Origin of the sequence: Gallibacter intestinalis, assembly GCF_014982745.1 — a bacterium.
Taxonomy (GTDB): domain Bacteria; phylum Bacillota; class Clostridia; order Peptostreptococcales; family Anaerovoracaceae; genus Gallibacter; species Gallibacter intestinalis.
In genome coordinates this window covers 25,407-50,037 of sequence record NZ_JADCKA010000002.1, presented here as the reverse complement: position 1 = coordinate 50,037, position 24,631 = coordinate 25,407, and the positions used below count along the sequence as shown (strand labels likewise).

At 37.0% G+C, this 24,631-nt stretch carries 24 protein-coding genes; 3 read left to right on the top strand and 21 right to left on the bottom strand.

Going from position 1 to position 24,631, the window contains the following annotated elements:
- The first annotated feature begins 7 nt into the window (after positions 1-7).
- The gene (locus INF20_RS01685) at positions 8-1,363 is read left to right on the top strand and encodes an ASKHA domain-containing protein (RefSeq protein WP_226384658.1); all 1,356 of its coding nucleotides are present in this window, start codon (positions 8-10) and stop codon (positions 1,361-1,363) included.
- A gap of 321 nt (positions 1,364-1,684) precedes the next feature.
- On the opposite strand, the gene INF20_RS01680 is transcribed toward INF20_RS01685, so the two are convergent.
- The 19 genes from INF20_RS01680 to rplU all read right to left on the bottom strand — a co-directional run bounded on the left by INF20_RS01680 (position 1,685) and on the right by rplU (position 18,332).
- Positions 1,685-1,990 (bottom strand): hypothetical protein, encoded by a 306-nt coding sequence (locus tag INF20_RS01680; protein WP_226384657.1) that lies wholly within the window; start codon positions 1,988-1,990, stop codon positions 1,685-1,687.
- A gap of 261 nt (positions 1,991-2,251) precedes the next feature.
- Positions 2,252-3,460, bottom strand: a complete 1,209-nt coding sequence (locus INF20_RS01675; RefSeq protein ID WP_226384656.1) for an MFS transporter — start codon at positions 3,458-3,460, stop codon at positions 2,252-2,254.
- Entirely contained in the window at positions 3,453-3,965 is a 513-nt protein-coding gene (locus INF20_RS01670; RefSeq protein WP_226384655.1) for a prolyl-tRNA synthetase associated domain-containing protein, read from the bottom strand. The genes INF20_RS01675 and INF20_RS01670 overlap by 8 nt, the downstream gene beginning before the upstream one ends.
- Before the next feature lie 12 nt (positions 3,966-3,977).
- Positions 3,978-4,403 (bottom strand): Holliday junction resolvase RuvX, encoded by a 426-nt coding sequence (gene ruvX, locus INF20_RS01665; protein WP_226384654.1) that lies wholly within the window; start codon positions 4,401-4,403, stop codon positions 3,978-3,980.
- An 85-nt stretch (positions 4,404-4,488) separates the two neighbouring features.
- Positions 4,489-4,740, bottom strand: coding sequence for an IreB family regulatory phosphoprotein (locus tag INF20_RS01660; protein WP_226384653.1), 252 nt, complete (start codon positions 4,738-4,740; stop codon positions 4,489-4,491).
- Between the two features lie 51 nt (positions 4,741-4,791).
- Entirely contained in the window at positions 4,792-7,410 is a 2,619-nt protein-coding gene (gene alaS / locus INF20_RS01655; protein WP_226384652.1) for an alanine--tRNA ligase, read from the bottom strand.
- A 145-nt stretch (positions 7,411-7,555) separates the two neighbouring features.
- On the bottom strand, positions 7,556-8,236 hold the full coding sequence (locus INF20_RS01650; RefSeq protein WP_226384651.1) for a hypothetical protein: 681 nt from the start codon (positions 8,234-8,236) through the stop codon (positions 7,556-7,558).
- Between the two features lie 75 nt (positions 8,237-8,311).
- Positions 8,312-9,259 carry an aldo/keto reductase gene (locus INF20_RS01645; protein ID WP_226384650.1) on the bottom strand — a complete coding sequence of 316 codons (948 nt, stop codon included), beginning with the start codon at positions 9,257-9,259 and terminating at the stop codon, positions 8,312-8,314.
- A gap of 2 nt (positions 9,260-9,261) precedes the next feature.
- Positions 9,262-10,344 carry a tRNA 2-thiouridine(34) synthase MnmA gene (gene mnmA / locus INF20_RS01640; RefSeq protein ID WP_226384649.1) on the bottom strand — a complete coding sequence of 361 codons (1,083 nt, stop codon included), beginning with the start codon at positions 10,342-10,344 and terminating at the stop codon, positions 9,262-9,264.
- A gap of 1 nt (position 10,345) precedes the next feature.
- Positions 10,346-10,789 carry a Fe-S cluster assembly scaffold protein NifU gene (gene nifU, locus INF20_RS01635; protein WP_226384842.1) on the bottom strand — a complete coding sequence of 148 codons (444 nt, stop codon included), beginning with the start codon at positions 10,787-10,789 and terminating at the stop codon, positions 10,346-10,348.
- Positions 10,790-10,796: 7 nt separating this feature from the next.
- A complete protein-coding gene (nifS, locus tag INF20_RS01630; RefSeq protein ID WP_226384648.1) occupies positions 10,797-11,969 on the bottom strand; it encodes a cysteine desulfurase NifS in 1,173 nt (390 codons plus the stop codon).
- A 73-nt stretch (positions 11,970-12,042) separates the two neighbouring features.
- A complete protein-coding gene (locus INF20_RS01625) occupies positions 12,043-12,261 on the bottom strand; it encodes a DUF896 domain-containing protein (protein ID WP_226384647.1) in 219 nt (72 codons plus the stop codon).
- A 138-nt stretch (positions 12,262-12,399) separates the two neighbouring features.
- Positions 12,400-13,068, bottom strand: coding sequence for a helix-hairpin-helix domain-containing protein (locus INF20_RS01620; protein ID WP_226384646.1), 669 nt, complete (start codon positions 13,066-13,068; stop codon positions 12,400-12,402).
- A gap of 90 nt (positions 13,069-13,158) precedes the next feature.
- Positions 13,159-13,812 (bottom strand): TIGR03936 family radical SAM-associated protein, encoded by a 654-nt coding sequence (locus tag INF20_RS01615; RefSeq protein ID WP_226384645.1) that lies wholly within the window; start codon positions 13,810-13,812, stop codon positions 13,159-13,161.
- Positions 13,809-15,635, bottom strand: coding sequence for a TIGR03960 family B12-binding radical SAM protein (locus INF20_RS01610; RefSeq protein WP_226384644.1), 1,827 nt, complete (start codon positions 15,633-15,635; stop codon positions 13,809-13,811). Before INF20_RS01610 ends, INF20_RS01615 begins: the two co-directional genes overlap by 4 nt.
- Entirely contained in the window at positions 15,632-16,165 is a 534-nt protein-coding gene (locus tag INF20_RS01605; protein ID WP_226384643.1) for an HD domain-containing protein, read from the bottom strand. The genes INF20_RS01610 and INF20_RS01605 overlap by 4 nt, the downstream gene beginning before the upstream one ends.
- Positions 16,166-16,180: 15 nt before the next feature.
- The gene (gene obgE / locus INF20_RS01600) at positions 16,181-17,470 is read right to left on the bottom strand and encodes a GTPase ObgE (protein WP_226384642.1); all 1,290 of its coding nucleotides are present in this window, start codon (positions 17,468-17,470) and stop codon (positions 16,181-16,183) included.
- 51 nt (positions 17,471-17,521) lie between these two features.
- Positions 17,522-17,782, bottom strand: a complete 261-nt coding sequence (rpmA, locus tag INF20_RS01595; RefSeq protein WP_226384641.1) for a 50S ribosomal protein L27 — start codon at positions 17,780-17,782, stop codon at positions 17,522-17,524.
- A 31-nt stretch (positions 17,783-17,813) separates the two neighbouring features.
- Complete coding sequence (gene rplU, locus INF20_RS01590) at positions 17,814-18,332, bottom strand: 50S ribosomal protein L21 (RefSeq protein WP_226384640.1); 519 nt, start codon at positions 18,330-18,332, stop codon at positions 17,814-17,816.
- 251 nt (positions 18,333-18,583) lie between these two features.
- Between rplU and INF20_RS01585 the strand changes: the two genes are divergently transcribed.
- Entirely contained in the window at positions 18,584-19,138 is a 555-nt protein-coding gene (locus INF20_RS01585; RefSeq protein WP_226384639.1) for a biotin transporter BioY, read from the top strand.
- Positions 19,135-19,545, top strand: coding sequence for a DUF1284 domain-containing protein (locus INF20_RS01580; protein WP_226384638.1), 411 nt, complete (start codon positions 19,135-19,137; stop codon positions 19,543-19,545). Before INF20_RS01585 ends, INF20_RS01580 begins: the two co-directional genes overlap by 4 nt.
- A gap of 36 nt (positions 19,546-19,581) precedes the next feature.
- Here the strand turns inward: INF20_RS01580 and INF20_RS01575 are convergent, their stop codons facing one another.
- Positions 19,582-23,358: an outer membrane protein assembly factor BamB family protein gene (locus tag INF20_RS01575; RefSeq protein ID WP_226384637.1), complete on the bottom strand. Its 3,777-nt coding sequence runs from the start codon at positions 23,356-23,358 to the stop codon at positions 19,582-19,584.
- A 14-nt stretch (positions 23,359-23,372) separates the two neighbouring features.
- Positions 23,373-24,629 carry a DUF4430 domain-containing protein gene (locus tag INF20_RS01570; RefSeq protein WP_226384636.1) on the bottom strand — a complete coding sequence of 419 codons (1,257 nt, stop codon included), beginning with the start codon at positions 24,627-24,629 and terminating at the stop codon, positions 23,373-23,375.
- Between the last annotated feature and the right edge of the window lie 2 nt (positions 24,630-24,631).

Sequence of the window (24,631 nt, the reverse complement as noted above, 5' to 3'; positions counted from 1 at the left end):
AGAACAAATGTTCAAGTGTACCGGTAATTGCAGTGAATGCGGAAGATGCCGCAATATTCACCAGGATAAAATATTAAAGGAAGTTACTCTCCCTGAAGATTTCAAAAATGATGTTAGAAAGGGAGGATACGGAATAGCCTTCGATATTGGAACAACAACCGTCGTAGGCTCCTTGTGGTCCCTTGAAACCGGCGAGCTAATTGCTCAGAAGGGCGCAACTAACCCACAAAAACAATTTGGAGCTGATGTAATATCTAGAATTTCCTATTGCATAGGCAGTCACGAAAAAATCTACGAACTGCAGCATCCTTTAAGAATGACCATAAGATCCCTTATGTTCGAGCTCAGTAAAGATGCTAATATCGATTTAAAGCAGATAATCAGCACTACTTTTTGCGGTAATACAACAATGATGCTTTTATTTGCCGGAATGCCTGTGGATGGTATAGCTGCATATCCATTTACTCCTGACCACATTGACGGAATGGTGGTAAACAGTAAATTTGATGATTACAATATTGATGGCTATTTACTTCCCAATATAGGCGGACACATAGGTGGAGATATTTCAGCAGGCATTATAAGCACCAGAATAGCTGAATTTCTTGGCAATGCCATACTTCTTGATATAGGAACTAACGGTGAAATCGTTATAAAAGCAGGGGATAAGCTGTACGGTTTTTCCACTGCGGCTGGTCCAGCCTTTGAAGGTGCAAATATCGAATGCGGTATGACAGGAACTGCTGGTGCTATTGAAAGCTTTTCATTTTCTGATGATGACATAAAATACAATGTCATTGGTGATACAAAGCCTTCTGGTATATGCGGTTCGGGAATTATGTCGGCAATATGCGAAATGCTTAAAATGGGTATAATCGATAAAGACGGTAGACTTTTGCCATACGAAATGTATACTCGTATTCATCCGTTTTCGACTATTAAAGAAAGGATTCTAGACGATAGATTTGTTCTTGTATACGGTGAAAAAGGGGAAAAGGACATTGTAATAACTCAAAAGGATATACGAGAGCTGCAGCTGGCTAAAGGAGCCATAAAAGCAGGTATAAATCTGCTTCTTAAAGAAACAGAGCTATGTCCAAAGGATATCGACAAACTGTTTTTAGCAGGAGGCTTTGGCATGAATACGCCTGTTGAAACCCTTTTGGGAATTGGAATACTTCCGGATATTTCGGCGGATAAAATAACTTTAGTAGGCAATTCAGCTCTTGCCGGCGCATCAATGGTATTAATGAGCGAAAAAGAAAAAAGATATTGCGAAGAAATTTCCAAAGAAGTCACACGCATTGAGCTTAATACTTTAACCGGATTTCAGGATGAATTTATGAACTCATTGGAGTTTTAATTAAGATGATTTCTAAAAAGAATAAAAGGGAGTCGTGATTGATACGAAACTCCCTTTGATATAACTATTCCTAAAATCATAATTTTGGGAATAGTTATTATTATAATTAAAAATTCCAGTAAAAAATCCGTAAAAACAATCAAAAACACAGATATCTTTTATCCGGATGTCTATCACCCGTTGATATCTGTGCTTTGATGGATTATATAAATGGATATCTGAATTTGCTTATTCCCCTTTAAAATTCGACCTTTAAAATTGACTTCTAAGGGATTTTTTTATCTTTAGTCATACTGGCTTACCTTTTAATTTTAACAAAGATTAGTTAAAATCCTCTGGTACATCGATTATCATACCATCAACCAGATCACCAGCATTAATATCGTTTATAGTACAAATTTGATGAATGGCATCTCTAGTATCAACTTCATCACCGGCATATGTACTAGCAATATCCCATAATGTATCACCGGATGAAATCTCGACCTGAATATAATTTTTTTCTGTATTACCATTGGATATATTAAAACCTAAAACTGTATTTAACATAGTCACAGCTGCAACCATAAGGATTATAAGAAAAACAGTAAATCTGAATTTTGATTTTATAACCATTCGCCTGTTCACTTCTGTTCCCTCCTCTTTTCAAACATTTGTTCTTTTCCTATATAGTATCAGAATATTTGTTCGTAGTCAAGAACTTTGTAAACATTTGTTCGTATGTTAAGGTGCGAAAGTGACAGTTTTGATATAATTAAGTCATACCAATGTCACATATATAACTTATAATAAAATCGTAATAAGAAATAACCTCTCTATAACAACTCATTAAAATCAAAAGCGACTGTCGTGCAGAACAGTCGCTTTTTTATTAGCTTTTATACGTAATTATTTTGTTGATTTTATATACAATACAAGCACGATCCCTATTAACACCAACATACAAATTCCTGAAATCAGAAACCATATTGCAATTCCTGTCTTTTCAGCAATAGGACTTCCAATAAGTAGACCTAATGGCATAGTTACAGAAGATACCAAAGTCATTGCTGAAAACACCCTTCCCATTTTTTCCGGTACAACTGTTTCCTGTATATAGGCAGTCAACGGAATCATATGAACATTTTCCATGGCACCGAGTAAAACACATAAAACAGCGAACAAACACCATCCCGTAATAGTTGGAGGTATAATGCCACATAATATGGAAACAAATGCTAAAATTATTAAAGCTGTAAACGAAGTTCTTATTTTATGTTTAATTTTTAAAGCTGTGGCAAACATCAGCGAAATAATAATCATTCCAAAGGCATAGGCAAATTCAACTGCACTGCCGTACCAGGCGGAAAGATTAAAGTAATCACTTGTCATTAAAGGGTAAAATGCAGCCATAGGACCGATAAAGAACATACATAATGCTTGGGCCATTACTATATAAAACAGTTTTTTATCCTCTAAAAAAACGTGAAAGCCGACCTTCAGTTCTTCTATAAAGTGTTGTTCCTCAATCTTCCTTTCTAGTTTTGGTATTTTTACTACTGCAAGTGCAATACTTGCCAAAGCTGCGCCTATTACATCGCTGAGCAAAACGACTGACATTGGAAATGCCGCATATAAAGCGGCTCCGATTACAGGTCCTATGAGAAATGATCCTGAGTTTAAAAGCTGCATAAATCCGTTTGTCTTAACAAGATATTCCTTCGGCACCAGCTGCGGTATTATGGATTGTATCGCAGGCTGCTGAAAAGCCGTTCCTGCTCCCCTTGCTCCTAACATAAATATAACCGCCCATACAGGAAGTTCCATAAATAACAGCAAAACAGCAAAAACCATTGCTATTATACCCATTGTCATATCAGACATAATGGATATAAATTTTCTGTTATATCTATCTGCGGCAACTCCTGCAAAGGGACTTAAAATCGCCATTGGTAAAAACGCAACAAAGCCTGACAATCCCATAATGAGCGGTGATGCAGTCTTTTCTGCAAGCCACCATATCAAAGCAAACTGAACACCTGAGCTGCCTAGCATAGAGATAGCTTGACCTGCAGCAACTATATAAAATTTTCTTTTCCAATTATCACTTTTATTCATACAAATCCGCTAAATCTGTAATTACAACATTGTTACCATGGGTGCGAATAATATCTGTTAAATCATCAGTCTTCATCCAAACAGTTGCAGTGTTGTCATTGGGATGAACTCCAATAAGATGTTCTCCTTTAAAAAAGTCTTGGTCCAAATATAAAATGACTTTGCCATCTGTATCGTTTAAAAGCCCCAACGGAGTAACTGCCCCAGGAATAAGACCTAAAATATTCATTAAATCATCTTCAGAAGCAAATCCAAGAGGTTTAGTATTATATTTTTCTCTGAACTTCTTCAGATTTACCCTTTTATCCCCCTTAACGGAAATCAAGTAGTATTCCCTTTTCTTTTTATCTCGTACAAACAAATTTTTGCATTCAGCTTTAGGATATGGCAATTCTATATCCGCCACTTCATCCATATTGTATACTGCTTTATGTTCCGTAATTTCGTGCCATACTCCCTTTTCAGATAGTAATCTGTATATTTCCTGTTTCCCATAAGAAACCATAAATTACCTCCGTTATATGCTGTCAAGGTATCTTTGTAGTATTATAACAGCTGCCTGTTTATCAATTACCTTTTTACGATCCTTTCTGCTTACATCAGCTTCAATTAAAATTTTTTCCGCTTCCGTAGTTGAAAGTCTTTCATCCTGAAAAACAATTGGAATATGGCCCATTTTTGAGCTTCTCATCTTGTTTTCCAGCATTCTTTTAAATTCATATACCTTTTCAGTCTGAGGGGTGTCGCTTCCATCTAGACGTTTATTTAAGCCAATTACTACCGCATCACATTCATATTCCTTAATAAGGTCCATGATTATATCACAATCCTTACGAATACCCACTCGTTCTATTACAGTAAGGCCTTGAGCTGTTATTCCCAAAGGATCTGAAACAGCAACGCCTATTCTCACATCTCCCACATCAAGGGCAATTTTTCTCATAATGTTTTTCCCTTCTCAATTTATTATAAATTATACCCTTAGAAAAAACGGACCATTTCAGGCCCGTTTTGACTATTCGATTAAACTATTTACTGAGATAGCTTCTTACCAGTTCCTCTACAAGATCATCGCGATCAATCTGTCTTATAAGGCTTCTGGCCTTATTATGGCTGGTAATATATGAAGGGTCACCGGACAGTATAAATCCGACTATCTGATCCACAGGGTTATATCCTCTTTCTTCAAGAGCCTCATATACAAGTGTGAGGATTTCTTTTGGTGTCTTCTGCTCCGAAGGCACCTGATTGCTGAACATAATAGTGTTTTTATTATCCATTGGGTATTCCCTCCTTTTCGCATAAGTAATTATATAATACGCACAGGATAATTACAACAGTGATTCTGCCACTTTGAAGGCATCAGGAAGCTTGTTTTTATCCTTGGCACCGGCCTGAGCCATATCTGCTTTTCCGCCGCCGCCACCACCTGCAGCCTTAGCAATTTCTTTAATCATATTTCCTGCATGATATCCCTTTGCAACAAGATCCTTGGAAAGTGCAACCATCAGAGTAACCTTAGGACCGTTTACCGCAGCAAATACTATGGCAATATTATCATTCTTGGCTCTAAGATCATCAGCGATATTTCTCAGGTCATCCATATCCATATCCTCAAAGATATGAGTCAGCAAATCTATTCCGTTAACGTTTATTTTTTCATTGATTATATCTGCTGCAGCCTCATTCATATGCTGCTTTTTAAGGGATTCGAGTTCACTTCTAAGTTCTTCGTTTTCTTTAATAAATCCATTAAGTTTTTCAGTAAGTAGATTTGGCTTACTCTTAAGCATAGCAGCAGCTTCGTTTATTGTGCTTTCCTTGGAATTAAGCAGTTCAAGAAGTCCTGCACCTGTTACAGCTTCAATTCTTCTTACTCCGGCAGCAATTCCGCTTTCACTTATTATCTTAAATGGGCCTATCTGACCGGAATTTGAAACATGAATACCGCCACACAATTCCTTACTGAAATCTCCTACGGATACTACTCTTACCATGTCTCCGTATTTATCTTCAAAGAGACCTAATGCACCGCTGTTTTGTGCATCTCTGATAGGCATTTCCACACATGATACAGGAAGGAAACTATTAATCTTTTCGTTCACTATATCCTGAACCATATGTATCTGTTCTGTAGTCATAGCTTCAAAATGAGCGAAGTCAAATCTTAAAAGCTTACTATCGACAGCAGAACCTGCCTGATGAACATGTTCTCCAAGTACATCTCTGAGGGCCTGATGAAGAATATGTGTGCAAGTATGGTTTCTAGCGCTGTTGTTTCTTGTTACCTGATCAACCTTAGCTTTTGCGCTGTCATTTTTCTTAATTTCACCTTCTAAAACGGTGATTTTATGAGCGTATGTACCCTTTCTCTTAAATACATCCGTCACTTCAGCCTTAAAGCCGCTGCCTTCAATGATACCTTTATCGCTCGCCTGTCCGCCGCCTTTTGCATAGAACGGAGTTCTGTCAAGTATTACATTTCCGCTTTCACCGGCAGTAAGAACATCCAGTTCCTTATCATCTGAGAACAATGAAACGACATTACCTTCATCCTCAGCCTTTTCATATCCTGTAAATAAGGTTTCTCCGTCAAAGAGATAATCGATTTCACTTTCCTTCCAAGCTTCATCACTCTTTGCAGCATCGGATTTTCCCAGTTCCTTCTGTCTAGTCATATATATATCAAAGTCATCTCTATCTGCAGTATATCCTCTTTCTGCAAGAATTTCTTCAGTAATTTCCAGAGGGAAACCATAAGTATCGTGAAGCTTGAAGGCTTTTTCTCCGCTTAAAACAGTTTCTCCTGACTTTTCCATTTCATCCATATATTCATTAATAATTGCAAGTCCCTGATTTAAAGTTTTGGAGAATCTATCTTCTTCCTGCTGAATAATCTTCTTTATGAAGACACGCTGTTCTTCAAGCTCAGGATATCCTTCCTTTGAAGATTCTATCACCTTATCGGCAACCTCAGAAAGGAATTTACCTTCAATTCCAAGCTTTCTGCCATGTCTTACAGCTCTTCTTATGAGTCTTCTAAGAACATAGCCTCTACCTTCATTGGATGGCATAATAGTGTCACCAATCATGAAGGTTGCAGATCTTACATGGTCCGTAATTATTCTTACGGAAACATCAGTTGGTTTTGCACCGTCCGCATATTCAACACCTGCAATTTTACATACCTCTTCCAGAACCATTCTGATAGTATCCACATCAAAGATACTGTCAACGCCCTGCATGATACAAGCCATTCTCTCAAGACCCATACCCGTATCGATATTAGGATGAGCCAAATTTTCATATGAACCGTCATCCTGCTTCGAGAACTGAGTAAATACATGGTTCCAAAATTCGATGTATCTATCACAGTCACAGCCCGGCTTACAGTCAGGGCTTCCGCAACCGTATTCTTCTCCTCTATCAAAGTAGATTTCAGAACATGGTCCGCATGGACCTGTACCAATTTCCCAGAAGTTATCATCTTTACCAAGACGAACAATCTTTTCCTCAGGCATACCTATCTTGTTTTTCCATATGTCAAAGGCTTCATCGTCATCTAAAAATACAGTTGCCCAAAGCTTATCCTCAGGCATCTTCATAACTTCAGTTATAAATTCCCATCCCCATGTAATAGACTCCTCTTTGAAGTAGTCTCCAAATGAGAAAGAACCGAGCATTTCAAAGAAAGTACCATGTCTGGCAGTAAGGCCAACATTTTCAATGTCATCAGTACGAATACACTTCTGACATGTTGCCATTCTCGGTGCAGGAGGTGTTTCAAGTCCGGAAAAGAACGGCTTAAGTGGTGCCATTCCGGAATTGATTATAAGTAGACTTTTATCATTATGCGGAATCAGCGAAAAAGAACCTCTAGTGTAATGCTCTTTTGTCCCGTAGAAATCCAGAAACTTTTTTCTTATTTCATTCAATCCTAGTTTTTCCATAAATTTTTCCTCCAGTTCAACAATTACTAAAAATTATATCATGAAACGCTTAAAAAGTGTATATTTCTATGGATTTCGTCATAAAATATATGTAAAAAATAACCTCGCAATAAATATCACGAGGTATTTTATAAGTTTGCGAAAATTATTCAAAAGTGATACATATCATTGAACATCTTTCAAAAACTTCAGTTGTTTTTTCTGGATTATCATACAATATGTCCGGTTCACTGGTAAATTTAGCCGAGCCAAATACTTCAACGCTCTTCTCAAGGCTTCCTTCATCATTTGGAATCCAACAAGCGACAACTGATGTCTCACCCTTTTTCATATCGCAAGTATTGGTGAAAAAAGTATTTAAAGTATCTATATTAGAATCGCTTTTTTCGTATACATTTGTAAAATTAACAGGACCGAACACTTCATTTTCTATAGAAACATATGCTTCTTTCTTAGAGTTCACCATATCCTCAATGATAAACTCATTTTCACCTTTAACAAGTTCCTTTTCAAGAATAGTAGAATTTTCAATCCATTTACCATCAACAAGATTTACAAAAGTAAGCTTATATTTTTCAATAGATCCGTCATTATCCATTACGAATCTATGAGCTCCAAATAAATCATCGCTTTTGACCGGAAGCTGATCTCGTTCCTCACCGAGAATATCCTCATTATAAACCAATTTCATATTTTCCGGCTTATTTACAGTAATATTATCGCCTTTCCCTACTATACCAAGTGTAACCTCATCGTCTTTGCCGCATCCGCTAAGTAATACTATAGTAAATATCATTAAAAGCGGTATAAGCCTTAGTTTTTTCATATTGCACCCCTATCTCCATTTTAGAACCTACTTATGCTTTCATAATATCATATAAAAACATAAAGGCAAGCTAAACTAAAGAAGAATAATCGCTCTTACTGGACACACAGGCGCACAATATCCACATGTAAGACATAAACTGTCATCCACATGGGCCATATCGTCGCTTCCAATATACATCGCTTTATTAGGACATCTGGCTACACATGAGCCGCACCCTTCACAATTTCCAGGCTCAATATATGTTTTCTTTTGTGAGATATCAGGATTAAAATCGCTGGAAAGTTCACCGTTAAGATATTTTACCGCAGTATCAACTTCCTCTGTCTTACCAAATCCCATCATAACAGAATCTACACAATCTAGAGAAAAGACATAATTCATTGCCTCCATATACTTTCCGGTTAGATGACCTCCTCCAAATACCTTCATGGAAAAAATGCCTATACCGTTGTCATGGGCTTTTTTGATGGCCTCTTCCATTTCCTGCCTTGTTCCGGTTCCATCGCCCTTTCTTATACCCAGACCATCGCAATTTATAAGCGGGAAAATTACATCAACCTGCTGGTTATCAGCATACTCCTCAACTATATCAACATGATGAGTTGAAATTCCTATTGCCTTAACCTTTCCCGCTTTCTTCGCTTCAAGAAGTGCTCTCCATGCACCGTTTCTAAGCTCTCCCGGTCTAACCTCATGCATAAGAAAGATGTCTATACAGTCAATTTCTAAAGACTTTAAAGCTTCTTCTATGGCATATTCCATATCACTATGGGTATGTCCCAAGCACTTACTGCAGATTATAGGTTTACTTTCGCAGTTATTAAAAGCAAGCCTGATATAATCGTAAGTTTCATAGTACTGAGCCGTATCTATAAAGTTGATTCCCTGATTTAATGCATGAGAAATAACAGCCGCTCCCTGCTCTAGACTCAAATTGAGCTGAGTAGCACCGACTGTTAAAACTCCCATTCCTATACGAGATACCTCTATTCCCGTTTTGCCAAGGATTACTCTTTTCACGATTATTTCCTTTCGATTGTTATAAGTCCGCCTCCGCAGACTTCATCATCCATATAAAGCACCAGAGACTGACCTCCAGTTGCCGCTCTTTGCGGCTCATCAAATAACACTTTTATCATACCCTCTTTATATTCTTCAACTGAGCATTCTGCGGGTTTTGCTGCATATCTGATTTTACCATACAGCCTTTTACCCATAATAAATTCAGGAATTCTACTGCTTGATGTCGATGTAAAAAATACATTGTCGCATATTACCTGTCTATTGAAAAGATCTACATTTTCACCCAGTGTTACAGTATTATTTTCAGCATCTATATCAGTAACAAATGCCGGTTTGCCCAAGGCGATACCAAGTCCTTTTCTCTGACCGATAGTGTAGTTAATTATCCCTTTGTGTCTACCTAACACATTTGAATCTTTATCTATAAAATTCCCTTCAACGGATTTAACACCATGTTTTTTCAAAAAAGAAGTGTAATCCTCTCCTTCGTTTAAAAAGCATATTTCCTGACTGTCCTTATCCTCAGAATTTGACATGCTTTTTTCTCTTGCAATTTTCCGTATATGCTCCTTATCGTCGTAATCAGATAAAGGCAAAATAAGCCTTTCTATAACATTAGCAGGAAGTCTATATAGCATATAAGACTGGTCTTTTTTTCTATTCGCTGACACCCTAATAACATGACAATTCTGTATGCTGCTAAATGTAGTATCAGCATAATGTCCCGTTGCAATAAATTCAGCACCTAATCTGTCAGCTTCATCTATAAGGGTTTTAAATTTAATCTCAGGATTACAAAGGGTACACGGATTTGGAGTTCTTCCTTTAGAATATTCTCTTATAAAATCAGAGACTACTATTTCATTAAATCTTTGTGATACATCTTTTATAATTAAATCAATACCAAGTTCCTCAGCTACCTTTACAGCTTTCTTTTCACCCGATTTGTCATTTTCGTGTATATTAAAATAAAGGCCTGTTACATCATAGCCTCTTTCTTTAAGAATCAAAGCGGCGGCGGTACTATCCACACCGCCGCTTAAACCTAAGATTACTTTTCTGTTTGCGTCTTCTACTGACATTTTACTCTTCTTCCTCTATATCGTGATGATCCTCTTCATCAGCATTCGGGTCAAAGCCTTCAAGTCCTGCATATTCCTTGCCGTTTTTCTGTGCATAATCATAAATAGCTGATTTTATTGCATGATCGGCAAGTACAGAGCAGTGTATTTTCACAGGAGGCAGACCGCCTAATTCATCCACTATCTGTTTATTTGTTATTGCAAGAGCTTCATCTATAGTCTTGCCTATTATCATTTCGGTGGCCATTGATGAAGACGCTATGGCAGAACCGCAGCCGAAAGTTTTAAATTTAGCGTCAACTATTTTTTCATCTTCCACCTTAATCATTATCTGCATCATGTCTCCGCAAACGGGACTTCCATATACACCCACCCCATCAGGATTTTCAATTTCGCCCACATTTCTCGGATTAGTAAAATGCTCCATTACAGTGCTGTTATACATAGCCATATTATTCCCAACCTTTCTCTCTTGAAACAGGAGACAGTTCTCTTAATTTCTGAACAATCTCAACCAGTTTCTCTATCACATAATCTATATCTTCCTTTGTAGTAGGATCACCAATGGTAAACCTCAAAGTTCCATGTATCCTTTCAACCGGAATTCCCATGGCGGAAAGCACATGAGACGGTGTAAGTGATTTAGAAGAACATGCAGATCCTGTTGATACTGAAATACCATTCATATCTAGAAGTATCAGCATAGATTCTCCTTCGATATATTCAAAGGATATATTAGCATTACCTGGATGTCTGTGTTCCATTGAACCGTTTACTATTGTATCCGGAATCTTACTTGTAACTTCGCTGATAAAATAATCTCTAAGCTCAGAAACCCTATTGATATGACTTTCAAGATTTTCCTTTGCCAGCTCAGCAGCCTTTCCAAATCCCACAATTCCTGCAAGATTTTCAGTTCCGGCTCTCTTTTTCATTTCCTGAGCACCGCCATGAATAAAGTTGCTGATTTTTGTACCTTTTCTGATATACAATGCACCGACACCTTTAGGCCCGTAAATTTTATGTCCCGACATAGACATCAGATCTATGCCCATATTATCCACATCTATTGGTACATTTCCCAAGGCCTGCACGGCATCTGTGTGAAGCAGTATTCCGTGATTATGGGCAATTTCAGCAATTTCCTTAATCGGTTCGATGGTGCCAACTTCGTTATTTACCATCATAATCGATATAAGTACAGTTTTATCTGTGATAGCTTTTTCCACATCCACAGGATTAACTCTTCCTTCAGCATCCACATCAAGATATGTCACATCTATTCCGTGTTTTTCCAAATACTCAGCTGTATGAAGTATAGCATGATGTTCAATTTTAGTTGTTATAATATGATTGCCTTTATCCTTTAAAGCGTCTGCTACACCTTCCAGTGCCCAGTTATCAGCTTCAGAACCTCCAGCAGTAAAGAACACTTCATTTGCCTTTGCTCCAATAAGAGAGGCTACCTGTCCCCTTGCTTTTTCCAACGCCTCCTTAGATTCCTGTGCTATGCTGTAAAGACTGGAAGGATTACCGAAATGCTCCGAAAAATACGGAAGCATAGCATCCAACACTTCTTTTTTTACCGGCGTAGTTGCCGAATAGTCCATATATACATTCTTCATATCTAAAGTCTCCTTATATTATTAACCAGATATATACAGAACATATATACCGCAGATACACCGGCGTCAAACACTAATGTTTTTTGCTTTTAAGATATTCAGCTTTTTCTTCTTCGGTCATATCTTCAACATATTTGATTCTTGAAAGATGATCTTTAACCTGACCTTTGATAGCAGCAATGTATTCCTTACGCAGAACTTCCCTCTCTTTCTTTTCTTCTTCAGTTAGTCCTTCGCTTTTATGTTTTGCCGCAAGCTGATTGATTCTATCGATTTTTTCTTTGCTAATCATTTAAAACATCTCCTCTTTTAATCAAAGTAGATTATACATTGATAAGATGTTTGAATCAACTGTATAATAACCATCAAATCAGCCACAGCAAACAGCAAAAACAGAATATAATCTGTGGTTACAACTTAATAAATTTAATTATACGCATATATCATCCTTTAACCGTTCAAAGGTTTTTTCACCTATGCCGCTCACATCCATGATATCCTCAATTGATTTAAATCTGCCGTTCTTTTCTCGATGATTAATTATCTTTTCCGCCGTAGCAGGTCCAACACCATCCAAAGTCCTCAATTCATCATCATTAGCAGTATTTATATTTACTTTAACATCTTTTTGCGCATCACTAATTTTCTGTGCTTCCTCTGCTGAAGCGGAGTCACCTAAAGTAGGGATTAAAATTTTCTGGCCATCCTCTAACAGCTGAGCTCTATTAACGTTTGATAAGTCAGCCTTATCTGTAAGTCCCCCTGCCGCTTTAATGGCATCATCAATTCTTGAGCCAGACGGTAGCTGTAAAAGCATAGGATTTATTACTTCTCCTCCTATATCAACATATACATCATCGGTTTGATATTCTTCCATCCAGTTTTCGTCATCTTCTGTCATCTGTTCCTCGCTGAGTTTTTCTACCTGTTCTAAGGTTTTATCTTCATCTGACTTCCCTATAAAAATGAAAGTTGCAGCGATTAAAAATATAATTAAAACTCCGCCCTTAAAAAACAACGCCTTATGCTCTATAACATAGTTCTTATTAAAATATTTTTTAAAATAAGATTTTATATAATCAAAAATACTATTATTCATTTTAAAACCTCCTGAAACATATTGTGTTTACAATATATTCCAGGAGGTTGTAATTGTCAATATTTTACATTTATTAATTTCTAAACAAAATTACTGAAGCAAGATTCGCTTAATTTCAATATCTTCCGGCTTTATATCAACATCCGCAAAAGCTTCTAAAGCCTTTAAAAGTACGTCTGGATTGAGATTAGAGCTGCTTCCGCAATCAATTTTAATATTCATAATTATATTATTGTCAACCATATCATTTGAAATTCCAATTTCTCTAATCATAGGCTTAATATTTACAGCTTTAAGTTCTTTTTTTCTTTTTTGTTTTTTATAAGCAATTATTTCTTCTTGAGAAATGAAATCTCTAATAACTTCATTCGATATATGGTACTTCTCAGGAAGCTTAATAATATATGCTGCCTCGGTAATACCTGCCGCTATGCTTTTTGTTTCTTTTTCTTGTTTTTTACAAGATAATATGCTTATTCCATTTGGCATTTGATCATTAATCATATGAGCAAGCATATCCTCTTTAAACGCTTCTACTGTATCTATTTGAGCTAATTCGCAGTCGGAAGTATACCCCAAAGAAAGAGGCTGAGCAAAAACAAGCTTCGGATGGGGATTAAAGCCCTGACTGTGTTCAAGCTCTATTCCGGCCCGTTTAAAGGCTCTGTTAAAAAGTCTTATCATATCAAGATGGGAAATATATTTCATCATTCCATCCTTAGAAAATTTTATCAGATACTTCATTTTAAATTTATCCCTTCAAGAGCACATGTTGTCTTTCTGTTAATGCCGCAGCCTACGCAGCCCGAGCGGCAATCCCTTGTAATAGCAGACTTTTCATTTTCAGAAATAAGAAAATTCTTTGAGATATAGCTGTCAATGATATCCCAAGGCATAACTTCATCATAGGTTCTGTGACGAGTTGCATAAAAATCCTTGGATAATCCCGTTTGTTTAAAGGCCTTTTCCCAGCCCTCCATATTAAAGAACTCACTCCATGAATCAAAGACACAACCGTTTTCATAGGCTTGAACAAGCAGTTTTCCGGTCTTTCTATCTCCCCTTGCAAATACAGCTTCCAATACGCTAATCGGGCTATCATGATAATGAAATGTAACATTCTTCATTCTCAACTTTTCGCTGAGATATTTATGCTTTTCTATGAATTCCTCATAAGTATTTTGGCCAAACCATTGAAATGGAGTGTGTGGCTTGGGAACGAAGTTGCTGACACTTACGGTTACATTAAATCTGCCGCCTTTTCTGCCATTGATTTCATAATTTATATCAAGAATATTTTTTGCAATTTCCGCAATACCGTCAAGATCTTCGTAGGTTTCCGTAGGCAGACCGATCATAAAATATAGCTTAATCTGCTTCCAGCCAAGCTCTATTGCCTTTCTGACCGCACCGTATATATCTTCCTCAGTTATAGATTTGTTTATAACGTTTCTTAATCTCTGAGTGCCTGCTTCCGGTGCAAATGTCAGTCCTGATTTTTTGTATTTTTGAATCTCATTTAAAACATTAAATGAAAAACTGTCCAATCTCAAGGATGGCAGAGACAGGTTAACATGCTTCTCAGCACATTTTTTTACAAGCTCCAAGGCCAAAGGTTCAAAGCACGAATGATCAGAAGTTGAAAGACTTAAAAGAGATAGCTCTTCATGGCCTGTGTTTTTTAATTGCTCTTCTGCAAGGGCCAAAATCGTTTCAGGCTTCCTTTCCCGTACAGGTCTGTATATCATTCCTGCCTGGCAAAATCTGCATCCCCTTGTACAGCCTCTGAATGACTCCACGGAAGCTCTGTCATGAACTACATCGATGAAAGGCACTATGTTTTTAGTTGGAAAAGGAAGAGGTTCAATATCATCAATAAGACATTTTCCTACCTTTTCTGGTGCATTTTCATATTTTTTTATATATGCGGCAACCGTACCGTCTTCATTGTACTTTACATCATAAAATGATGGCACATACACACCTGTCATCTGACAAGCCTTCTTGAGAAATTCTTTTTTTGAATCACACTTTCTGTAAAGATCTGTAATTGCCGGAAGCACCTCTTCGCCATCACCAATCAGAAACAAATCAAAGAAATCTGTTAAAGGCTCAGGATTAAATGCACATGGTCCACCTGCTACAAGCAAAGGATAACTATCATCCCTATCAGCTGACATCATAGGAATACCAGCAAGATTTAACATGTTTAAGATATTTGTATATGACATTTCATACTGAAGGGTAAAACCTAAGATATCAAATTCTTTAATCGGAGTTTTTGTTTCAATGGAAAATAGAGGGACATTTTCTTCCCTCATTAGTTTTTCCATATCCATTGCAGGTGCAAAAACTCTTTCACAATAAACATAATCCTGCATATTAAGTATATTGTACAAAATCTGCAGGCCCATATATGACATACCTATTTCATATGTATCAGGAAAAGCAAAGGCAAATCTAACATCTGCCTCTGCCGGATTCTTTATAACACTGTTGACTTCACCGCCTGTATATCTTGCCGGCTTTTCAACTCTTTTTAAAAGTTTTTCGATATCCTTCATCATTTCCCTTTCATAAGTTCATCAAGGGTAATACCCATGACATCTTCTATTTCATGTATATACTCTTTAAGCATAAGACGCCCCTTTTCAATACTTGGTATAAATGCATCTCGTCCCATTCTTAAAGCTTTTTCCTTTATATACTCCATCCTTTCATCAACACCTACATATTGATCTTCCTTAACAGTTCTATCTCCAACACATAAGAGATCTGTCTCGTTAATTTTAGGCACAGGATTGAAGTCATGATATTTTGTGTGCTGTATTACAATATCGGCAACACTTTTATATCCTTTTTCTTTAAGGTATTTTGCTCCAACGGTTTCATGCATATCATGAACCCTTGCAATATCATGAAGCATAGCTGCTGCTCTTAAAAGTTCGATATTAATATTATATCCTTTTTCATTCAGTCTTTCGCCTATTGAAACTGCCACTCTACAAACCGCCATACAATGTCTTATCACATGGTACGGTGTACCATATTCGCTTAACAGTCTCAGGCATTCTTCTCTGTCAGGTATTTTGTTCATGGTAAAACCTACCTATTAGAATTCATCTATATATTCAAATTCAAAATCCTGTATACGGATAATATCTCCTTCTTCAAGGCCCATTTCCTTTAGCTTCTCCACAGCTCCGCTTCTTTCAATATATTTATAAAGATATCTGATTGATCCTATATCATTGAAATTAGTTGAGTTGAATATCTTTGTAAGCTGCTTACCGCTTAATACATAAGCCTCATTGTCCCTAGAAACTTCAACCTTTCTGTAGTCAGGATCATTATCTTCTCTTTCAAAGTCAAAGATTTCCATTGTTTCTTCAAGAGGCTGCGCCTCAACCGTCGCAAGCATTTTCGCAGCTTCTTCCATCAGCTGCGGAACGCCGACATTGATTGGAGCAGAAATCGGAAATACTTTATATCCTTTAGCTTCAACATACTCCTTAAATCTAGTATACTCTGGACCGTCTTCATCAACCATATCTATCTTATTTGCCGCAACAATCTGAGGCTTTTTCATAAGATACTCAGAATATCTTGCAAGTTCATTGTTGATCTTATCAAAATCCTCTATAGGATCTCTGCCTTCACTTCCAGATACATCCACAACATGAATCAAAACCTTGGTTCTTTCTATATGCTTGAGAAATCTAAATCCCATACCGGCGCCCTCATGGGCTCCTTCAATAATACCAGCTATATCAGCCATGACAAAGCTTGTATTGGAAACCTCCACAACACCTAAATTAGGATCGATTGTTGTAAAATGATAGTTTGCGATTTTAGGCTTTGCCTTTGTGCATACGCTGAGAAGTGATGATTTGCCCACATTAGGAAAACCAACAAGACCCACATCTGCAATAAGTTTGAGCTCCAGTATTACATTTCTTTCCTTTGGTAGACCACCTGCTTCGGCAAAATTAGGCGCCTGGCGCACGGAATTCTTAAAGTGAACATTTCCTTTACCGCCTTTTCCTCCCTTTGCTGCCACAAAGCTATCTCCGGGATTTACAAGGTCTTTCATAAGATGACCTGTTTCTTCGTCAATAACAAGGGTTCCCGGTGGCACTTTTATAATAAGGTCTTCTCCTTTTTTACCATATTTTTTCTTTTTCATACCATTCTGACCGTTTTCAGCCTGGTATTTTCTCTTATATCTAAAATCCATAAGAGTCCTGAGACTGGAATCTGCCATGAAAACCACATCTCCGCCTTTACCGCCGTCACCGCCGTCGGGGCCGCCTTCAGGCACATAAGGCTCTCTTCGGAAGGTAACAGCTCCGTCGCCTCCCTTACCGGATCTTATGAATATTTTCGCTCTGTCAACAAACATAAATCTCCTTTAAATACAAAAATAAAGCCCCTGATATCAGGGGCTCGTGCATTACGCTTCTTTAGGATATACGCTTACCTGCTTTTTAGTCTTACCGGCTCTCTCGAACTTGACAGCGCCGTCAATCTTAGCAAATAAAGTATCATCGCCGCCTCTGCCGACATTATTGCCGGGATGGATTTTAGTTCCTCTCTGTCTTACGATGATGCTTCCGGCAGTTACGAACTGACCGTCGCCTGTTTTCACTCCAAGTCGTTTACTTTCACTATCTCTACCGTTCTTGGAACTACCTACACCCTTTTTACTTGCCATGATTACACCTCCTTCGGTATCTATAAGGTAATTATTTCAGATTTTCGTTTATTGTGTCAAGAATAACCTGCTTTGTAGCTTTTGGATCAACTGTGATTCCGTGTTCTTCAGCAAAAGCTATCAGCTCGTCCTTTTTCATGGACATTGAAGCGGTTTTCTTTGCGGCTGTCTTAGGTTCAGCTGCTTCAGCTACAGGAGCTGCCTTTTCTTCCTTTGCAGGTGCTGCTGCCTTCTTGCCGTTGTCTGTTCCTATGCCTGTGATTTCAACCATTGTATATGGCTGTCTGTGGCCCTGCTTCTTTCTGTAATCCTTCTTTGCCTTGTACTTAAAGATGATTACCTTCTGGCCTTTACCGTTTTCGATTACGTTACCGAATACTTTAGTATCCAGATATGGCTTTCCAACCTGCAAATCCTTGCCATCGCCAGCCATAAGAACCTTATCGAAAACAATTTTGTCTCCGGCAGAAACGTTGAGCTTTTCAATAGTGATTACATCGCCTTCTTTAACTCTGTACTGCTTTCCGCCTGTTTCAATCACTGCGTACATTAATCTATTTCCCTCCTCGTACCAGTCTCGCCATTCAGGTAACTCCATCCCTGTGACGGAGTTTTACAAAACCTTTTCTGTGCGGCTTACGAACATAGATAATATCATAAACCCCTTGGAAAGTCAATCAAAAATCGATTTTAAATTATTCGATTTTTAACAGCTCTTTATTGTTAACTATTTTGTCACTAATGGTTGACATTCATGTTCTTTTCTGATAACTTTTAACTTGAATTACGGAGGTAAAAATTATGACAACAGGACGAAATAATTCTATAGCAACTCAAGATATTACCTACATAGGACTATTTACTGTTCTAATTGCAATATGTTCATGGATATCAATACCTACAGTAGTCCCATTTACCCTTCAAACCTTGGGAATATTTCTAACAGTAGGTCTTTTAGGCGGTAAAAGAGGAACGATAACTATAATTGTATACATATTACTCGGAGCTGTTGGTGTTCCAGTGTTTTCCGGCTTCTCCGGTGGTGCTGGTATAATTGCCGGTAATACTGGAGGCTATATTATAGGATTCCTTTTTTCTGCTCTTGTAATGTGGGGAATGGAAAAAACCTTCGGAAAAAGTTATACTGTACTTGGGATATCAATGATTGCAGGCTTGATAGTCTGCTACACAATAGGTACCCTGTGGTTTATTACAGTTTATACGCATAATACAGGAGATATCGGCATTTTGTCAGTTCTCGGACTTTGTGTATTCCCCTTTATAATACCAGATCTGATAAAAATAGGTATTGCCTTGTATCTTGTGTACAGAATAAGGAAATTCATAAAAATATGACAGAAGAAATTATAAAGCTAAGAGCTCATCACGGTATGTGTATCGCTTACTTTCAAGGACAAGGCTACAGTGAAATATTTACTGAACATATGAAAAGTATAATTAAGCTGTTAAAGGAAAATCCTATAATACAGCTTATTACTCGCGCAGATATAATATGCGAAAAATGTCCTAATCTTATTCCAAAACGAATGAAGTGTAATACAGCAGCTTTCGTGCAGGAATGCGATAAAAAAGTAATTACATTTTGTGGCCTTGAAGAAAACCAAATTCTTACTTGGAATGAGTTTTTTAAGATAATATGCGAACGCATACTATTTCCAGAAAAGAGAGCCCTCATTTGCGGTCAATGTCAATGGAATAATCTCTGTGCTTTATCAGATATAAATCCATATTTATTAAAATGAGATGGTAGAAATTTTACCATCTCATTTTAAATATATTTAGTTGTTGCACTTTTTGCGCGTTATAAGGAGTACAATTAAACCTGCAGCACCCAAAAGCATTAATGCAATCGGATCACTGATGTTTCTTTCGTCTCCGGTGGCTGTTGTGTTTCCTGTTGTATCAATTTTATCAGAAGATATATTTGTAGTATTTCCTGACAAATCTACTTCATTGTCGAGGTCACCTGCAGGAATATCAACTTTTTCCAATAGAGCTAATACAAAAGGTGAAAGTGAATCAACAGTTACAGAAACCTCTCCATTTTTAACAGTCACAGTGTAAGTTTCAATATTGCCGTTATCAAGCATCTGTTTTATTGCAACTATTCTTCCGTCATACTGATTTCCCACATCAAAAGTTAAAGTTATATGTCCTTCATAACCTCCATCTATATGAACATCGTATGTGGAAATGTATCTTTCTATCTCAACACCTTCTTGTTCAAAAGCTTTCTTCATTGCAGTAACATCAGAGCTTGCGGCTTGATTAACTATCAGCTCGGCACCTTCCATAAACTTAGTTGAAACGGATATACCAGTTGCTTTATCTTCTTTTGCAGTAACAGGTGTCTTTTCAACTATCGTGTCATATTTTTCTTGGGCTGACTCAAGTACATCAAGATTACTTACCAAAGCTTTAGCTTCATCGTTGAGAGATTCATAGGCTTCTTTTGCTGCATTTATGGCATCCCTACTCTCTTCGTTAAAGGCTACACTACCAATTTTATCTATAAGTGCTTTAACTTCATCTGCAGCTTTTTTAGCCTGTTCTTCTGCTGTTAACTGAGCATCTGTTTTAAGTTTATCCATTTTGGCTTTCGCATCCTTAACAGCTGCTGATATTTCATCTTTATTTGCTGCTTTGTTTATATCACCTGCAGCATCGCTTATAATAGCTTTTATTTCCTCTTGCTGATCTGTTCTATAATCTGAAAGAACCTTGTAAGATTCAATTTCATCAATTGCATCGTTTTTAGTTTTTTCAAATTCTAATTCAGCAAGTTTTATCTCTGCTGACTCAAGTGCTTTTAAAGATTCCTCTGATATAAGAGTTTTCTGATCTGAAGTAAGTCCGTCATAAGCTGCTCTAGCATCTTTTATCGCCTGAGCACTGTCTAAAGTTATATCAGTACCAATGGCATTTATTTTATCAGTTGCTGCTTTAGCTGCTGCTTTATCAGCTTCTTCTTTTTCTTTTTCTTTTACAAGTTTATCATAAGCATCTTGTATTTCTTTTATTGATTCTTTATATCCTAATTCATCAGCTCTTGATTTCTGTTTGTCATTTAGGTCATCATATGCTGCAACGATAATATCAATATCGGCCTTGCTTTCAAGTGTTATATTTTCCAAAGAATCTATCTTAGAGATAACATCAAGTGCCTTATCAGTTACAGTAATAGTACATTTTGCATTTTTACCATTTATAGCTCGTGCAGTAACCGTTGCTGTGCCCGCTTTTATTGCGCTTATATTACCTTCATCGTCTACAGAAACACAAGCATCTTTTGTAGGACTAACAGACCATGTTATTTTTTTAGTAAAAGCATCATCTGGTGATATTGTTGCGTTTATTTTTTGCGTTTCATCAGTAACATCTATCAATATTTTAGTTTTATCCAAATTTACTTCTGATACACCAATGCCTTTATATAAAGATACATGATAAGTGGTTTTTGTAGTATTATCCTCTGATGTCACATTGATGTCTACATCTGTAGTTACTTCACTATTATTTAAATATACATTAAAACGTACTCTACCATCATTGTCAGTACTAGAATTTATTTTATTTATATTATCACTATTTTCGCCTGATCCAACCACACTAATTGTTGCATTTGGATTTAGAGTATCGCACCATACTCTATAAAATTTAGGACTTGATACTCCGGATAAATCAACAGTATAATTCTTAATATTGCTGTCAAATTCAGGTGTCATATAGTATTCAGCACCTGAGAAACTATTTGACTCATTTACTTTTAATAATGATAAAGTAGAAACATCAATCGTTTTATCGACATTTATTGTATAAGTTCTTTGATAATCTCCAAGTTTTGACGTGATTTTAAGGATATTATCCTCATCAGAGATATCCACTTCCATATTTTCTTTATATGCTTGTCCATTTACCTCTGCGGTTATACCATCAGGAAGAGTAAGCTTTACAGATAATTTCTTAGTTGTTGATTTAGTGTTAATCTGATATTCTTTGCTTTTCTGATCAAAAGTTTTATTCCATAAAACATTTGTTCCATCATCTGCCATTATCTCAATATTAGATATTACAGCAGGATTTGTCTCTACTGCCATAAGATAGCAGCTATCATTTTTATAATATAAAGTTCCTTCATCATCAGCGCAAATGGTACTTATACAGTACTGCTGTTTATCTTCCTCTGGAATATACAATTCCTTTCCCATATCCAAGGCTTCTGTTGCTTCGGTAGTATCATATGTGTAATAGATGCCTCCTGGATTTGCGTTGTATGTAAAGTAAAGATACACTCTGCCATCAGCTTTTCCGTCGCCGTCAAAGTCTTCGTCTTCATATGCAGTAGAAAGCAAAGCTGCAGCTTGTGGATATCCAGGTATAGGAAGTTCATACATTAGAGAATTTTCACTTAAAGTTCCTTCGTTGCTAACAACCTTAAAAGAATGTCCTCCATCAGGATTAAACTGTCCTCCTGGACCACACACACCAATATAAATCTTGTTTTTATATACTAGAGGTGCTGCTGTTGTCATACCACCGAGATCTATGTAGCTTTCATTAGAGAGGTTGCCATTTTCGTCTACATCGACTTTATATAAAGTACCGCCTTTGGTGCTAAAATACAGATGTCCATTATCAAAAACAACTGTAGTTCTAATATCACCTTTAATCTTATCTATTCTATCTATTATTTTTCCTGTTTTAGGATTTAAAGTGTAAAACACTGCATTGGCAGTATAATCACCTTCATTTGTGCCGTCATCTGTTCCAACAGCAATGTAATTTTCACAGGCATATGCTCCCGCCCAGTAAAATCCTCTTTGTGCATTTTCAGTACCTACGAGAGCCTTATCATCGATTGATGGGGTAAAAGTCCATTCAGTAGCCTTTGTTTTACCACCACCTTTATTATTCTCTGTATCTGTAGTTATATTTTCATCATCGATAGCTACACAAAAGTAAGTGCCATCACTCCTTTCTCCAAGACCCCAAGTTCCAGTATAAATATAACCTTTTCCATCGACTTGGGTATATGATATTGGAGAAACAGTCTGACCTCCTATTTTTTCAGTATGCCAAAGACATTTTAAGGTTTTAAGATCAATAGCCTGAACTACGCCGTTACCAACCTGAACAAACAATTTACCTTCAGCATAAAGCACTGGATTCATTGCATAGCCAACATTTCCGTACATAGCATCACTTTCACGGAGTTTTTCGCCTGTTTCTTTATCAATCTCAAGTATTTTATTACCCGAACCTACATAAAGCTTGTCATCTAATATTAATGGGGGTGTAGGTGCCGCAGAATATCCACTTCCATATTTACTTGCCCACTTTAAATTAGCAGTTGCATCGTCTGTAGGCGTCGCAGTTTCCGTTACTCCATTGTTTTCTTGGTTATTACGGAAATTATACCATTCCGTATCTACACCGTAATTGTCAACAGGCTTTGTACCGTAAGCAAAAGCCTGATATGGAACAAGTGATAATATCATTGCCACAAATACTATAAATGCAATAGCTTTATTAGCAGTTTTTGTTCGCATTTTCATTTCAATCTCCTTTTCTATAAATTACAATCATCCCATGTACCATCATATTCATATCCATAATATAAGGTAAAAACAATTCTAAGTTCGTCCCCATCACCTAATGTAATAGCTGACATACCATCAGGCCAACTGCCATTTACACTATACACCCAGCCAGATGGATCATATAAATCATGTTCTCCTAAAGAATTATTCATAATATTTAAGGTCTCAGGGGCATTTATCTCATCAAGATGCTTTTTAACTATTGGATTTATTTTCCATCCGCTAGTTAACCCAGGCTTGCTCAATCTCTTTAAATAATATCCATATGATGTAGTGCCACTGTGTTCAATGGAAAAACCAGCATTTCTAAGAACTCTGTCAACAAAGGAAGCTGTACTTTCTCCTTGATAAATTTCAGCATTGACTGAATACAAAGTACCTAGGCCAAGAGAAGGAGCTTCTAAAGAAAATGATATAGTCCCTTCAATAGGACGATTTCCATTTATATCAACTTCTATTTGTTTAATTATTGTTGAAGTATGTCCTTCCTCGTCAGTAGCAGTAATTGATATCTCATTACTACCGTTATTTAGTAATCCATCTGCTCTATACGAAATAAATCCTCTACCATCTGTTCCAGAGCTGTACATTCGCTGACCGTTTAAATATACCTGCACATCAAAGGAATCCAGCATAACATTTTTATAGCTTACCGCTTTTACGGTAAAAGTCAGCGCATTACCGCTAACCTGCTGGCCATCGGTAAGGCTTGTAATAATGGTTGGATTTTTAGAGGTTTCATCACCTCCCGGATTTGTTGGCTCTCCCCCTTCATTTTCTCCAGTTCCTGGCAATTGATCGCCTTCTCCGTTATTTTCGGCATCTTCATTATTTCCGACATCTTCGCCACTTTCAATGCCTTCACTGCTTCCATTATTCTGTGATGAAAATTCATCTTGATCCTGCGATAGAGCATTTTCTTTAGCTTGTGCAACGGAACGTTCAATACGGCTTTTAGCACTGGTTTCATCAGTTAATTCTTCTTTAATATGTTCTTTTAATTTTTCTTGCTTCTCTTGGTATTCCTCTTCCTGTTTATCATTTAGGGAATAACCTTGTCCTGACATTAAGAGCTGAGAACGAGCTTCATTTACACCAACTATTGGATTGTCGCCGACATCTTCATCCCAAGCCGCAACGATGGCGCTTAATGCTGCAAAAGCCACTATTACAGCTGCTAATACCATAATAGATATTCTGTTTTTCTTTAACCTCTCTTTAATCATAT

What these genes read in the sequence shown, in the direction of transcription:
- INF20_RS01685 (WP_226384658.1), top strand. Translation starts at nt 8, where the DNA reads ATGTTCAAGTGTACCGGTAATTGCAGTGAATGCGGAAGATGCCGCAAT.
- INF20_RS01675 (WP_226384656.1), bottom strand. Translation starts at nt 3,460, where the DNA reads ATGAATAAAAGTGATAATTGGAAAAGAAAATTTTATATAGTTGCTGCA.
- INF20_RS01670 (WP_226384655.1), bottom strand. Translation starts at nt 3,965, where the DNA reads ATGGTTTCTTATGGGAAACAGGAAATATACAGATTACTATCTGAAAAG.
- ruvX (WP_226384654.1), bottom strand. Translation starts at nt 4,403, where the DNA reads ATGAGAAAAATTGCCCTTGATGTGGGAGATGTGAGAATAGGCGTTGCT.
- INF20_RS01660 (WP_226384653.1), bottom strand. Translation starts at nt 4,740, where the DNA reads ATGGATAATAAAAACACTATTATGTTCAGCAATCAGGTGCCTTCGGAG.
- alaS (WP_226384652.1), bottom strand. Translation starts at nt 7,410, where the DNA reads ATGGAAAAACTAGGATTGAATGAAATAAGAAAAAAGTTTCTGGATTTC.
- INF20_RS01650 (WP_226384651.1), bottom strand. Translation starts at nt 8,236, where the DNA reads ATGAAAAAACTAAGGCTTATACCGCTTTTAATGATATTTACTATAGTA.
- mnmA (WP_226384649.1), bottom strand. Translation starts at nt 10,344, where the DNA reads ATGTCAGTAGAAGACGCAAACAGAAAAGTAATCTTAGGTTTAAGCGGC.
- nifU (WP_226384842.1), bottom strand. Translation starts at nt 10,789, where the DNA reads ATGTATAACAGCACTGTAATGGAGCATTTTACTAATCCGAGAAATGTG.
- nifS (WP_226384648.1), bottom strand. Translation starts at nt 11,969, where the DNA reads ATGAAGAATGTATATATGGACTATTCGGCAACTACGCCGGTAAAAAAA.
- INF20_RS01625 (WP_226384647.1), bottom strand. Translation starts at nt 12,261, where the DNA reads ATGATTAGCAAAGAAAAAATCGATAGAATCAATCAGCTTGCGGCAAAA.
- INF20_RS01620 (WP_226384646.1), bottom strand. Translation starts at nt 13,068, where the DNA reads ATGAATAATAGTATTTTTGATTATATAAAATCTTATTTTAAAAAATAT.
- INF20_RS01615 (WP_226384645.1), bottom strand. Translation starts at nt 13,812, where the DNA reads ATGAAGTATCTGATAAAATTTTCTAAGGATGGAATGATGAAATATATT.
- INF20_RS01610 (WP_226384644.1), bottom strand. Translation starts at nt 15,635, where the DNA reads ATGATGAAGGATATCGAAAAACTTTTAAAAAGAGTTGAAAAGCCGGCA.
- INF20_RS01605 (WP_226384643.1), bottom strand. Translation starts at nt 16,165, where the DNA reads ATGAACAAAATACCTGACAGAGAAGAATGCCTGAGACTGTTAAGCGAA.
- obgE (WP_226384642.1), bottom strand. Translation starts at nt 17,470, where the DNA reads ATGTTTGTTGACAGAGCGAAAATATTCATAAGATCCGGTAAGGGAGGC.
- rpmA (WP_226384641.1), bottom strand. Translation starts at nt 17,782, where the DNA reads ATGGCAAGTAAAAAGGGTGTAGGTAGTTCCAAGAACGGTAGAGATAGT.
- rplU (WP_226384640.1), bottom strand. Translation starts at nt 18,332, where the DNA reads ATGTACGCAGTGATTGAAACAGGCGGAAAGCAGTACAGAGTTAAAGAA.
- INF20_RS01585 (WP_226384639.1), top strand. Translation starts at nt 18,584, where the DNA reads ATGACAACAGGACGAAATAATTCTATAGCAACTCAAGATATTACCTAC.
- INF20_RS01580 (WP_226384638.1), top strand. Translation starts at nt 19,135, where the DNA reads ATGACAGAAGAAATTATAAAGCTAAGAGCTCATCACGGTATGTGTATC.
- INF20_RS01575 (WP_226384637.1), bottom strand. Translation starts at nt 23,358, where the DNA reads ATGAAAATGCGAACAAAAACTGCTAATAAAGCTATTGCATTTATAGTA.
- INF20_RS01570 (WP_226384636.1), bottom strand. Translation starts at nt 24,629, where the DNA reads ATGATTAAAGAGAGGTTAAAGAAAAACAGAATATCTATTATGGTATTA.